The organism is Nonomuraea sp. NPDC046570, assembly GCF_040645915.1.
Classification (GTDB): Bacteria; Actinomycetota; Actinomycetes; order Streptosporangiales; family Streptosporangiaceae; genus Nonomuraea.
This window is the reverse complement of the sequence record NZ_JBEYZF010000007.1, coordinates 1-12,479: the sequence shown is the minus strand read 5'-3', so window position 1 is coordinate 12,479 and position 12,479 is coordinate 1. Positions and strand designations below refer to the sequence as shown.

At 68.9% G+C, this 12,479-nt stretch carries 12 protein-coding genes and 1 tRNA gene; 8 read left to right on the top strand and 5 right to left on the bottom strand.

Annotation, left to right across the window (positions count from 1 at the left end):
• Positions 1-123: 123 nt before the first annotated feature.
• Both ABZ911_RS13595 and ABZ911_RS13590 read left to right on the top strand, forming a co-directional pair.
• On the top strand, positions 124-3,060 hold the full coding sequence (locus tag ABZ911_RS13595) for a UPF0182 family protein (protein ID WP_358054852.1): 2,937 nt from the start codon (positions 124-126) through the stop codon (positions 3,058-3,060).
• A gap of 53 nt (positions 3,061-3,113) precedes the next feature.
• Positions 3,114-3,187: transfer RNA gene (locus tag ABZ911_RS13590), tRNA-Met, on the top strand.
• A 146-nt stretch (positions 3,188-3,333) separates the two neighbouring features.
• Here ABZ911_RS13590 and ABZ911_RS13585 read toward each other — a convergent pair.
• Positions 3,334-3,648, bottom strand: coding sequence for a hypothetical protein (locus ABZ911_RS13585; protein WP_358054851.1), 315 nt, complete (start codon positions 3,646-3,648; stop codon positions 3,334-3,336).
• 39 nt (positions 3,649-3,687) lie between these two features.
• A complete protein-coding gene (locus ABZ911_RS13580) occupies positions 3,688-4,989 on the bottom strand; it encodes a M14 family zinc carboxypeptidase (RefSeq protein WP_358054850.1) in 1,302 nt (433 codons plus the stop codon).
• 127 nt (positions 4,990-5,116) lie between these two features.
• On the opposite strand from ABZ911_RS13580, the gene ABZ911_RS13575 reads away from it, so the two are divergent.
• The 3 genes from ABZ911_RS13575 to ABZ911_RS13565 are packed head-to-tail and all read left to right on the top strand — an operon-like array spanning position 5,117 to position 8,787.
• Positions 5,117-5,584 carry a group II truncated hemoglobin gene (locus tag ABZ911_RS13575; RefSeq protein ID WP_358054849.1) on the top strand — a complete coding sequence of 156 codons (468 nt, stop codon included), beginning with the start codon at positions 5,117-5,119 and terminating at the stop codon, positions 5,582-5,584.
• A 54-nt stretch (positions 5,585-5,638) separates the two neighbouring features.
• On the top strand, positions 5,639-8,122 hold the full coding sequence (locus tag ABZ911_RS13570; protein ID WP_358054848.1) for a DUF4118 domain-containing protein: 2,484 nt from the start codon (positions 5,639-5,641) through the stop codon (positions 8,120-8,122).
• Entirely contained in the window at positions 8,119-8,787 is a 669-nt protein-coding gene (locus tag ABZ911_RS13565) for a response regulator (protein ID WP_358054847.1), read from the top strand. The genes ABZ911_RS13570 and ABZ911_RS13565 overlap by 4 nt, the downstream gene beginning before the upstream one ends.
• Positions 8,788-8,790: 3 nt before the next feature.
• On the opposite strand, the gene ABZ911_RS13560 is transcribed toward ABZ911_RS13565, so the two are convergent.
• Positions 8,791-9,018 carry a hypothetical protein gene (locus ABZ911_RS13560; RefSeq protein ID WP_358054846.1) on the bottom strand — a complete coding sequence of 76 codons (228 nt, stop codon included), beginning with the start codon at positions 9,016-9,018 and terminating at the stop codon, positions 8,791-8,793.
• Between the two features lie 174 nt (positions 9,019-9,192).
• Between ABZ911_RS13560 and ABZ911_RS13555 the strand changes: the two genes are divergently transcribed.
• Genes ABZ911_RS13555 through ABZ911_RS13545 form a run of 3 tightly spaced genes read left to right on the top strand, consistent with a single transcriptional unit; the run spans position 9,193 to position 11,391 of the window.
• Complete coding sequence (locus tag ABZ911_RS13555; protein ID WP_358054845.1) at positions 9,193-9,441, top strand: transcriptional regulator; 249 nt, start codon at positions 9,193-9,195, stop codon at positions 9,439-9,441.
• On the top strand, positions 9,434-10,306 hold the full coding sequence (locus ABZ911_RS13550; RefSeq protein ID WP_358054844.1) for an ATP-binding cassette domain-containing protein: 873 nt from the start codon (positions 9,434-9,436) through the stop codon (positions 10,304-10,306). The genes ABZ911_RS13555 and ABZ911_RS13550 overlap by 8 nt, the downstream gene beginning before the upstream one ends.
• Complete coding sequence (locus tag ABZ911_RS13545) at positions 10,303-11,391, top strand: ABC transporter permease (RefSeq protein WP_358054843.1); 1,089 nt, start codon at positions 10,303-10,305, stop codon at positions 11,389-11,391. The genes ABZ911_RS13550 and ABZ911_RS13545 overlap by 4 nt, the downstream gene beginning before the upstream one ends.
• Here ABZ911_RS13545 and ABZ911_RS13540 read toward each other — a convergent pair.
• Positions 11,360-11,566, bottom strand: a complete 207-nt coding sequence (locus ABZ911_RS13540) for a hypothetical protein (RefSeq protein ID WP_358054842.1) — start codon at positions 11,564-11,566, stop codon at positions 11,360-11,362. The two genes, ABZ911_RS13545 and ABZ911_RS13540, sit on opposite strands and share 32 nt — an antisense overlap.
• Before the next feature lie 57 nt (positions 11,567-11,623).
• Positions 11,624-12,028, bottom strand: coding sequence for a hypothetical protein (locus tag ABZ911_RS13535; protein WP_358054841.1), 405 nt, complete (start codon positions 12,026-12,028; stop codon positions 11,624-11,626).
• Positions 12,029-12,479 lie beyond the last annotated feature (451 nt).

Here is a 12,479-nt window from a genome sequence, read left to right as displayed (position 1 = left end):
ACCGTGCCCGAGCGGCGTCTCACGACCGCCGGGCCACCGGTGTAGGTTTTCAAACACGGACCGTTTGTTCTTCACGACGAGGGGTTGGCCTTGAGCTTCCGGACCCCAGGAGCCGGTCGGGCGATGCGCTTGCCTCGTCGCCCGCGACTGCTTCTCCCTGTCGCGATCGTCCTCGTGGCGATCGTGGCGTTCTTCTTCCTGTTCGCCGGGATATTCACTGATTACTTGTGGTTCGACTCCGTCGACTACACCCCTGTCTTCTCCGGCGTGCTGCTGACCGAGATCGTGCTGTTCCTGGTGGGAGCGGTGGTGATGGTCGGCGTCGTCGGCGGCAACATGCTGCTGGCGTTCCGCATGCGCCCGATGTTCGGGCCGGCGATGTTCGGCGGCGGCAGCGGCGCCGACCGCTACCGGATGGCGCTCGACCCGCACCGCAAACTGATCTTCCTGGTCGGCATGGGCATGCTCGCGCTGTTCGCGGGCTCGTCCTTCGCCGGGCAGTGGAAGACCTGGATGCAGTTCGTCAACGGCACGCCGTTCAACAAGAAGGACGCCGAGTTCGGCCTGGACATCTCCTTCTTCATGTTCGACTACCCGTTCATCCGGATGGTGCTGAACTTCCTGTTCATCGCGGTGATCGTGGCGATCATCATGGCCGCGATCACGCACTATCTGTACGGCGGATTCCGGCTGCAGTCGCCCGGCGTGCACGCCTCCCGCGCCGCACGGGCCCACCTGTCGGTGCTGCTCGGCGTGTTCGTGCTGCTCAAGGCCATCGCCTACTACTTCGACCGATTCGGCCTGGTCTTCTCCGACCGAGGGTTCGTCGACGGCGCGTCCTACACCGACGTGAACGCGGTGCTCCCGGCCAAGACCATCCTCGCCATCATCGCGCTGATCTGCGCGGTGCTGTTCTTCGCGGGCGTCGTACGGCCGGGCGGCATGCTCCCGGGCGTCGCCTTCGGCCTGCTGGTCCTGTCGGCCGTGCTGATCGGCGGCGTCTACCCGGCGCTGGTCGAGCAGTTCCAGGTCAAGCCCAACCAGCAGGGCAAGGAGGAGGAGTACATCAAGCGGAACATCGAGGCGACCAGAGACGCCTTCGACGTGTCCGACAGCGAGGTCATCCCGTACTCCGCCGAGGCCGACCCGACCAAGGTCAAGGCCGACGGCGACACCTCCGTCTCCGGCGTGCGGCTGCTCGACCCCAACCTGGTGGCCAAGACCTACCAGCAGAAGCAGCGCATCCGAGGCTTCTACGACTTCCCCGACCAGCTCGACGTCGACCGCTACAAGGACGGCACCGGCGCCACCCCGCGCGACCACGTCGTGGCGGTGCGCGAGCTGACCGGCCCGCCCGCCCAGCAGGACAACTGGATCAACCGCCACCTCATCTACACCCACGGGTACGGCTTCGTCGCCGCCCCCGGCAACGAGGTCGACTCCGAGGGCCTGCCGAACTTCGACGCCAAGGACATGCCGGTCACCGGCCCCCTGGCGACGGCGACAAGCCTGAAGGAGGCGCGGATCTACTTCGGTGAGCACCCGGCCGCGGCCGAGTACGTCATCGCCGGAGGCGACCCGAACAAGGCCACCCAGGAGCTCGACTACCCGGAGAGCGGCGGCACCGGCCAGAAGAACACCACCTACGAGGGCAAGGGCGGCGTGCCCATCGGCTCGTTCTTCAACCGGCTGATCTACTCGGCGAAGTACGGCGAGAAGAACCTGCTGCTCTCGGGTGACATCAACGACAAGTCGAAGATCCTCTACGAGCGCAACCCGCGTGACCGGATCGAGAAGGTCGCGCCGTTCCTCACCATGGACGGCAACCCCTACCCGGCCATCGTCGACGGCCGCGTCACCTGGATCGTCGACGGCTACACCACGTCGAACGGCTACCCGTACTCGCAGAGCAAGAGCCTCGACGAGATGACCAGGGATCTCGCGACGGTCCGCGGCGCGGTCGCGCAGCAGCCGCGGGACAAGATCAACTACATCCGCAACTCGGTCAAGGCCACGGTCGACGCCTACGACGGCACCGTCACCCTGTACGCCTGGGACGACAAGGACCCGCTGCTGCAGACGTGGATGAAGGCGTTCCCCACGATCATCAAGCCGGCCAGCGCGATGAGCCAGGGCCTGCTCGACCACGTGCGCTACCCCGAGGACCTGTTCAAGGTGCAGCGTGACGTCCTGTCGCAGTACCACATCAAGGACGCCGACTCCTTCTACGGCGGCCAGGACTTCTGGAACGTCCCCAACGACCCCTCCCAGGGCGACAAGGACATCAAGCAGCCGCCGTACTACCTGACCACCACCATGCCGGGTGACACGCCGTCGTTCTCGCTGACCACGACGTTCGTCCCGCGCCAGGGCCCCAACCTGGCGGCCTTCATGGCGGTCGACGCCACGGCCGGCCCCGACTACGGCAAGTTGCGCATCCTGCGCATGCCGTCCAACACCCCGATCCCGGGCCCCGGACAGGCGCAGAACGCCTTCCAGAGCAAGTTCGCCGGTGAGCTCAACCTGCTCGGCGTGGGCGCGTCCGCGGTGCGCTACGGCAACCTGCTGACCCTGCCGTACGCCGGAGGGCTCGTCTACATCGAGCCCGTCTACATCCAGGTGGCGGCCGGCACCGGCCAGGAGCCGTACCCGATCCTGCAGCGGGTGCTCGTCTCCTTCGGCAGCAAGATCGGATCGGCGAACACCCTGGAGGCCGCCCTCGAACAGGTCTTCAGCGGCAAGGACACCACGGTGACCGAGCCGGGCAAGACCCAGCCGAACCAGCAGACCTCCGAGCTGGCCACCGCGATCAAGAACGCTCAGAAGGCGTACACCGACGCCCAGGATGCGCTCAAGGCCACCCCGCCGGACTGGGTGAAGTACGGCGAGGCGCAGAAGCGCCTGCAGGACGCGCTGGGCGTCCTGGACAAGGCCGCGGTGGCCCCGCCCCAGGTCACGCCCACGTCGGCCCCCACCGCGACCCCCACGGGGACCGCCACACCGGCCCCCACCGCACCCGCGTCACCGACCCCGACCACCTCGCCCACCGGAGGGCCTTAGCCGTTTGATTTGCAAGACCCCCGCGTCTCCGATAATCTTTGGATACACACCGACGCGGGGTGGAGCAGTTCGGTAGCTCGCTGGGCTCATAACCCAGAGGTCGCAGGTTCAAATCCTGCCCCCGCTACTTGAAGAAGTCCCTGATCACCGGGTAACCGGAGATCAGGGACTTTCTCGTTTACGCATTTCATGCGTATTTCGGCCGAGGTGAAGATCTCTGGCATCGTCCATCGCCGGAGAACTCGACGATGACCAGCCCTCGGACGCTGCTCGCTAAAGGTTGGAGATGACTTGGTAGGCCCACACGGCCTGCAGCCCCATCAGGGCGAGCGCCGAGAAGAATAGGCCCAGCGCGGCCCCGAAAAGACGGTTGCCGCGTCCCTGCGCGCGAATGGCGATCCTGCCGAGGGCGACCCCGAGAAGGGGAGTGCCGAAGAGGATGAGAACAGGGATCGCCGATTCGACGAGGCCGTACTGCTGAACCTCAAATGCCACCCGCCGAACCGGCATAACGGCCAGAACCGCGCTCATCGCGATAAGAATCCAGGCGAATGCTACGAAGTCGGGTTCTGTCGCGCTCACCTTCATGTCACCAAGACTCGTGACATTCACGGACCGCTGTCAAGATCACTGAAGGCGGGATCGGAGCAGGCGGGCCGCGGTCAGGGCGGCCTCGGTCTGGACCGTCACCAGGCGGCGTAGCGGGGTGGCCGGTTGCGGGACCTCGCGCTCCGCGGATGCGCACAGGCCGCCGAACAGCACCTCCAGGTCGGCCAGGGTCGCCACCAGCGCCGGATCGCGGTTCCCCGCCGAAGCCTCGTTCGACAGCAGGCCGAGCAGCATGCCCGCGAGCCTCAGCGGCATCCGCCACACCGTCCCCCGCACCCCGATCGCCTCCGCGACGCTCACCCGGTCCGACGTCGCCGACGCCTCGGCGCGGGCGGCGTCCATCACCCCGATGAGCGTGGAGGCGATCTGGATCGTGTCGTCCACGGCCGCGAACCTCGGCGTCACCCGGGTGGTGGCGGGCAGGGCGCGGGCGCGCAGCCCGGCCAGCGCGCCGATGTCGTCGCGGAGCCGGTCGGCGGCCCAGCGCAGCAGGTCGGCGCGGGTGGTGTCGGTCTCGCCGGGGTCGTCGCTGCCCTGGATGTTCCACAGTGGGACCTCGGTGAGGAGGCTGAGCGTGCCGTACCGCTGGGCGTACTGCCAGCTCGTCGCGGCGCGGATGGCGGGGGCGGCCACGTCGTGGGAGGTCTCGCCGTACGGCGGGATCACGAAGACGCCGGGGCCGGCCACCTCGTAGCCGAGGGTGTCGATGGGGGCGAGGTCGAGCGGCATCCCGTGCTCGGTGGCCACCCCGGCCAGCGCCGGGGCGAGTCCGGGCAGGTTGGCGCCGATCTGGAAGTGGGTGCCGCCGAAGTCGGCGTTGTGCAGGGAGTACAGGAACCGGGGACGCAGCTCGTCGATGGTCTCCTTGAGCGCCAGCGTCTCGGGTAGCGGCCGGTCGAAGCGGCTGGTCGGGAACGCCCATTCGGGCTGGTCGTGCAGCGCGGGCCGGTAGAGGTGGCGGTAGTGGTGGGCGATGGTGAACGGGCCCTCGAACCAGCCCTCGTTCAGCCGGGCGCCGTCGGGGTCGATGCACGGGATGAGGTTCCAGGTGAAACCCAGGTCGCCCGTCTCGACCAGGTGGCGGGCCAGCTGCAGCACGGTCAGCAGGCCGATCGGCTCGTTGGCGTGCGGCCCGCCGATCACCAGCGCCTGGTCCGCGCCCGCGCCGACGGACAGCATCCACAGTGGCTCCCCGTCGCGTGAGGTGCCGATCCGCCGGAACGCGGACCTGCCGGGGTGCGCCGCGTGCAGGCCGCGCAGCGACCGGTTCACCTCGTCGAGGTGCGGGATGGTGGTCAGCTCGGCAACATCTGGTAACACGGAGCCTCCCGATGGCCAGGGACTCCCGGAATGTAACCGCTCGATCGCCCCTTGGCCAGACGCCGGAGAACTGATTACATCATTACATGATTGTGAAATGCATGCGATACCGGACGGAGTCGACCAGATGACCGAGAAGGCGGAGCCCACCCTGTTCGAGTGGGCGGGCGGCGCGGAGGCGCTGGAACGGCTCACCGAGACCTTCTACGGCCATGTCAAGAAGGACGACCTGATCGGCCCGCTGTTCGCGCACATGGACCCCAGCCACCCCGCGTACGTCGCGATGTGGCTGGGCGAGGTCTTCGGCGGGCCCGACCGCTACACCAGGGAGCGCGGCGGCTACCCGCACATGCTCTCCCAGCACCTCGGCAAGGGCATCACCGAGCCGCAGCGCCGCCGCTGGGTGAGCCTGCTGCTGGACGCCGCCGACGAGGTGGGCCTGCCGGACGACCCCGAGTTCAGGGCCGCCTTCGTCGGCTACATCGAATGGGGCACCCGCCTGGCGCTGGCCAACTCGCAGCCCGGCGCCACGCCGCCGCCCAAGGCGCCGGTGCCGCGCTGGGGATGGGGGGTCGCCCCGCCGTACCAGCCCTGAGGTGCTGTGATCTGATGGACCCGTAAATCGGGACATCTCCAAGGGACAGGACGCATGGGCAGGGGCAGGTTGCGCGTCTACCTGGGCGCCGCGCCCGGAGTGGGCAAGACCTACGCGATGCTCGGCGAGGGCAGGCGCAGGCTCGAACGCGGCACGGACGTCGTCGCGGGCCTGGTCGAGACCCATGACCGTCCCCGCACCGCCGAGCTCCTGGAGGGCCTGGAGCTCATCCCCCGCAAGACCATGGTCCACCGGGGGGTGGGCTTCACCGAGCTCGACACCGACGCGCTGATCGCCAGACGGCCCAAGGTCGCCATCGTGGACGAACTCGCCCACACCAACGTGCCGGGCTCGCGCAACGCCAAGCGATGGCAGGACATCGAGGAGATCCTCGACGCCGGCATCGACGTGCTGTCCACGGTCAACATCCAGCACCTGGAGTCGCTGAACGACGTCGTCGAGCAGATCACCGGCGTGCCGCAGCGCGAGACCGTCCCCGACGAGGTGGTACGGCGCGCCGACCAGATCGAGCTCGTCGACATGTCGCCCGAGGCCCTGCGCCGCCGGATGGCCCACGGCAACGTCTACCAGCCGGAGAAGATCGACGCCGCGCTGTCCAACTACTTCAGGGTCGGCAATCTGACCGCGCTGCGCGAGCTCGCGCTGCTGTGGCTGGCGGGCAAGGTCGACGAGCAGCTCGACCGCTACCGCGCCGAGCACGGCATCGCCGGCACCTGGGAGGCGCGCGAACGCGTGGTCGTGGCCCTGACCGGCGGCCCCGAAGGAGACACCCTGGTACGGCGCGCCGCCCGCATCGCCGCCAGGTCCAAGGGCGCCGACCTGCTCGCCGTCCACGTCACCAGCGCCGACGGCCTGACCACCGGCGCCGACCCCGCCGCCCTGATCCGCCAGCGCACGCTGGTGGAGAGCCTCGGCGGCACCTACCACCAGGTGGTCGGCGACGACGTGTCCAGGGCGCTGCTCGACTTCGCCGGCGGCGTCAACGCCACCCAGCTCGTCCTCGGCGCCTCCCGGCGCGGGCGGTTCGCGCGGATCTTCTCCCGTGGGGTCAGCCTCACCACCACCGTGCACGCGGGCTCCATCGACGTGCACATGATCACCCACGAGCACGTCAGCAAGGGGCTGCGCCGACCGGCTTCGAGGGCGGCGCTGACCCTGCGGCGCAGGGCGGCCGGGTGGGCGATGGCGCTGCTCGCGGTCCCGCTGCTCGCGCTCGGCCTGCTGCCGTTCCGGGGCACGCTCAGGCTGCCCAGCGAGATCCTGCTGTTCCTGCTGCTGGTCGTGGGGGTGGCGCTGGTCGGCGGGATGTGGCCGGCGGTCACCGCGGCGGTGCTCTCGTTCGGGCTGCTCAACTGGTTCTTCACGCCGCCGCTGCACACCTGGACGATCGACGAGCCGCAGAGCCTGCTCGCTCTGATGATCTTCGTGCTGGTGGCGGCGATGGTGAGCGCGGTGGTGGACCTGGCGGCCCGCCGTACCCGGGAGGCGGCGCGGTCCAGTGCGGACGCCGAGGTGCTGTCCACGCTCGCCGGGCATGTGCTGCGCGGCGAGTCGGCGCTGCCGTCGTTGCTGGCCAGGCTCAAGGAGACCTTCGGGGTGGCCTCGGTGACGCTGCTGGAGCGGAGGGACGGCGAGTGGCGGATCGCCGCCACGGCGGGCGGGCCGCCCTGCACGAGTCCGGGCACGGCCGACACCGACGTGCGGATCGAGGAGGATCTGGTGCTCGCCGTACGCGGAAAGCCGCTGGACGCCGCCGACCGGCGGGTGCTGGAGGCGTTCGCCGCCGAGGCGGCGGTGGCGCTGCGCCAGGAGCGGCTGCGCGAGGCGGCCGAGCGGGCCCGCCCGCTGGCCGAGGCGGACCGGATGCGGACGGCCCTGCTCGCCGCCGTCAGCCACGATCTCCGCTCGCCGCTCGCCTCGGCGAAGGCCGCGGTCGACAGCCTGGGCAGCACCGAGATCGAGTGGAGCGCGGAGGACCGGCGGGAACTGCTGGACACGGCTTCGGAGTCGCTGACCACACTGGAACGCCTGGTGGTGAACCTGCTCGACATGAGCCGCCTGCAGGCCGGGGCGCTCGGCCTGTCGATGCGGGCGGTGGCGCTGGACGAGGTCGTGCCGCGCGCGATCGACGAGCTGGGCGCGCTGCGCGACAAGGTCGACGGGGACATCCCGGTCGACCTGCCCGAGGTCGAGGCCGACCCCGCGCTGCTGGAGCGGGTGCTGGCCAACCTGATGAGCAACGCCGTGCGGTACAGCGACGTGCTGGTCACCGCGAGCTGGTACGCCGGCCGCGTCGAGGTGCGCGTCATCGACCGCGGCCCCGGCATCAGGCCCGAGGACTACGAGCGGGTCTTCATGCCGTTCCAGCGACTCGGGGACCGCGACAACCACACCGGAGTCGGCCTCGGCCTCGCGCTGTCGCGAGGACTGACCGAGGCGATGGGCGGCACACTCACTCCCGAGGAGACCCCAGGAGGAGGACTCACCATGATCGTCTCGCTGCGGATCGCCACATGACCCGCGTGCTGGTCGTCGACGACGAGCCCCAGATCCTGCGCGCCCTGCGGATCAACCTGGTCGCCCGGCAGTTCGAGGTGGAGACCGCCGCCGACGGCGGTTCCGCGCTGCGCCAGGCCGCCGACTGGCACCCCGACCTGATCGTCCTCGACCTCGGCCTGCCCGACCTGGACGGTGTGGACGTCATCCACGGGCTGCGCGGCTGGACCAAGGTGCCGATCATCGTGCTGTCCGGCCGGGCGGGCAGCGGCGACAAGGTCGAGGCGCTGGACGCGGGCGCCGACGACTACGTGACCAAGCCGTTCGGCATCGACGAACTGCTCGCCCGCATCCGCGCGGTCACCCGCCGCGCCTCCGCACACGAGCCCGAGCAGGCGTCGGTACGGCTGGGCGAGCACCTGGTGGACCTGACGAGCAAGACCATCTCAGGCGGGGTACGGCTGACGCCAACCGAGTGGCACTTCCTGGAGCTCCTGCTCCGCAACCCCGGCAAGCTGATCAGCCAGCGGCAGTTGCTGACCGAGGTGTGGGGCTCCGGCTACCTGAAGGAGACCCACTACCTGCGCCAGTACATGGCCCAGCTCCGCCGCAAGCTCGAACCCGACCCGGCACACCCGGTCCACCTGCTGACCGAACCCGGCATGGGGTATCGCTTCCAGCCCTGACCCTTACGCCTGCTCGTCGTTGAAGGAGGTCGGTTCCTCCAGCGGGTCGGCGTGGGTGTCACTTTCGCGCGGGTCCTCTTCGCGTACCCAGTGAGAGATGCCCCGCTCCACATGGTCGTCGATCTCGTCGATGTGGTGCCGCTCAGGGAGCCTGTCCAGATACATGGCGATAGAGGATTCCTGCACGTCATCACCCATGTCACGGCTGATTTCGTACGGCTGATCGCTCATATGCCCACAATACTAACTTGAATGACAGTTAAGTACTTGTTACCTTTTTGAGTACATGAGCAGAGGAGGAGCGATGACCGCGGAAGGCGAACTGTCCGCCGCCGACGCGATCGCCGCGGCCGGCTGATGACGACCCACCCGAGACACGAGCTCGACGACGTCATACACGCGCCCGTGCGGCTGTCCATCATGGCCGCGCTCGCGGCGTCCGAGCAGGCCGACTTCAAGTTCCTCAAGGAGACGATCGAGGTGAGCGACTCCCTGCTGTCCAAGCACCTGCTCACCCTGGAGGAGGCGGGCTACGTGCACGTGCGCAAGGCATTCTCCGGCAAACGCCCCAGGACCTGGCTGTCCCTGACCCCCCAGGGCAGGGCCGCCTTCGACCACTACACCGAGGTACTACGAAGGATCACTGGTGCTTGAGATACACGACCTGCGCAAGACCTACGGCGACAAGACCGCCCTCGACGGCGTGAGCTTCGCCGTACGGCCGGGCGAGATGTTCGGTTTCGTCGGCGCCAACGGCGCGGGCAAGACGACCACGATGCGGATCGTCATGGGGGTGCTGCAGGCCGACTCCGGCTCCGTCACCTGGGACGGCACCCCGCTCGGCTTCCCGGAGCGGCGCACGTTCGGCTACATGCCGGAGGAACGCGGCCTCTACCAGAAGATGAAGGTCCAGGAGCAGATCGTCTACTTCGGCCGCCTGCACGGCCTGTCCGCCACCGCCGCCGCGCGCGCCGCCGGCGATCTCGTGGAGCGGCTCGGCCTGACCGAGCGCGCGGGCGACGCGGTCGAGGCGCTGTCGCTGGGCAACCAGCAGCGCGTCCAGCTCGCCGTCGCGCTCGTGCACGCGCCCACGGCGCTGGTGCTCGACGAGCCGTTCTCCGGGCTGGACCCGCTCGCCGTCGACGCCTTGGCCGAGGTGCTGGAGGAACGCTCGAACGCCGGGGTGCCGGTCATCTTCTCCAGCCACCAGCTTGAGCTCGTGGAGCGGATGTGCGACTCGGTCGGCATCATCTCCGCGGGCCGGATGGTGGCCAGCGGGCCCGTCGACGAACTGCGGTCCCGGGAGGGCAGGCGCACGCTCAGGGTCGTGGTCAGGGGAGCCGTCTCCGACTGGGCGGCGGGGCTGCCGGTCACCGTCGAGGGGGACCGCCAGGTGCTGATCACGTCCGAGGGCGACGAACAGGCCATCCTGCGCGCCGCCGTACAGGCCGGGCAGGTCGAGCACTTCGGCTGGGAGCAGCCGACGCTCACCGAGATCTTCAGGGAGGCCGTGGCATGAGCGACCTGTGGCTGGTGGCCCAGCGCGAGATCAACGTCAGGATCAGGACCCGCGGGTTCCTGATCAGCCTCGCCGTGAGCGCCGTCCTGGTGGCCGGCCTGGCGTTCCTGCCCAAGCTGTTCTCCGGACCCGACACCTACAGCGTCGGCGTCGTCGGTACGGCTCCGCAGTCGGCCGAACTGGAGGTCACCCCGTACCCCGACGAGGCGGCGGCCCGCCAGGCGGTGCTCGACGAGAAGGTCGACGCGGCGCTGGTCGGCCCCGGTAAGGTGATCGCCAACGGCGAGCTGAACCAGAAGCTCGGGCTCGTCCTCGACAACCTGCACCGCTCCGAGCAGCTCAAGGCCGCCGGCGTCACGCTGCAGCCGCTCCAGGTGGAGTCCGTCGGAGCCGACGCCCGCTACCAGGGCGTCCGGGCCGGCATCGCCTCACTGCTGGTGATGACGCTGTTCTTCCTGCTCATCTACTCCACGATGTACGTCGCGATGGGAGTGGTCGAGGAGAAGGGCAGCAGAATCGTCGAACTGCTGCTCACCTCGGTACGCCCCTGGCAGCTGCTCGGCGGCAAGATCGTGGGGCTCGGCCTGCTGGGCCTGATCAACCTGGTCGTGGTGATCGTGGCCGGACTCGGCACCTCGTACGCCGCGGGCCTGGCCGGCGACCTGCCGCCGGGGATGGCGGGCATCGCGGTCGGCACGGTGGTCTGGTTCCTGCTCGGCTACGCGTTCTTCGCCGCGATGGCCGCCGCGTTCGGCTCGCTGGTCTCCCGGCAGGAGGAGCTGAACTCGGTGCTGACGCCGATGACGATGACGCTGATGGTCACCTATCTCGTCGCGTTCCTGGCGGCGGCGCAGCCCACCGGCGTCCCGGCGCGGATCCTGTCGCTGGTGCCGCCGTTCTCGTCGATGGTGATGCCGGTCCGCTCGGCCGCCACCGAGGTGCCGCTGTGGGAGATCGGTCTGGCCGGGGTGCTCATGGTGGCCGCGGCGGCCGGGGTGCTGGTCGTGGGCGCGCGGATCTACGAGCGAGCGGTGCTGCGTACGGGCGCGCGGGTCAAGCTCGGCGAGGTCGTAGGGCGTCCCTGACCAGCCCGACGGCCTTGTGGCCGGCCCAGCCGGTGAGCATCACCCCGAAGGCCGTCTGGGCGAGCCGTACCCAGGTGGGCGTCGCCTCGACCGCGAAGATCACCACGCCCACCCATACAAGGCCGAATCCCCCGACCAGGGCGATTGCCGCCCAGTTACCCCACCTCTGCCACATAGCAGCAGTGTTCCAGCCTTCATTTCAAGACGGGGTATACGCCGCATCCTCATCGCATCATCGAGGCAGGGTGCGGCTGGTCCCCACGCAGCGGCGCATCCGCAGGCTGGTCCGCCTGGGCGGCGTCACCTGCTGCTGCTCCAGGCAGGCCAGCAGCGCGGCCGCCGTCCTGGCGTCGGACAGGATGCGCTGGACGGCCTCGCCGTCGGCGGGCAACTGCCCGCGCTCGGCCAGCTCGTGCCGGAGGAACACCAGGGGGTCGGGCGCTCCGGCGCACTCGGCCGCCGTCGTCGCGCGCGCGGCGGTCAGCAGGCGCAGGTAGTAGGTCCGCAGGGCCGCCTCACGCATCCGCGCCTGCTCCAGGTCGTCGAGCAGCGTACGGGCGATCCGCAGCAGGTCGCCTGCATGGGTGGTCGCGTCGGCGAGGTGGGCGCGGATGTCATCGAACTCCGAGCGGGTCATTGCGGACACCTCCAGGGTGCACTGAGCTCGTGTCTACTTCGTATCCCGGTCCGATTGCGGATGACTTGCCGTCCACTTGCGCACGCGGCAAGGTTTGGCAGCCTCGTGGAGCGGGAACGACTATCTGGTTACCTGAGTGGCACCGAGTGCCCCGGGAGTGCTGCTAGAGTCTCTGTCTGCGGGGCGGTCACGATCGCCCGGCAAATCCCACACCGATCTGGTCCATTCACTGTGAATGGGCTGGTAAGTTTGGGACCGGCTCGAACCGAAGAAAGTCAAATCACTGAATTTGACAGAGATCGGAACGGCTGAAAGAATTAAGACATAACGAAGCGAGCGCCGCCTGGTGGTTCTAGGGTGTACGCGTCCGTTTCTTGAGAACTCAACAGTGTGTTAAAAGCCAGTGCATGATGCACAACCCCGTCTTAATTGACGGATTCCTTTGGTTGGA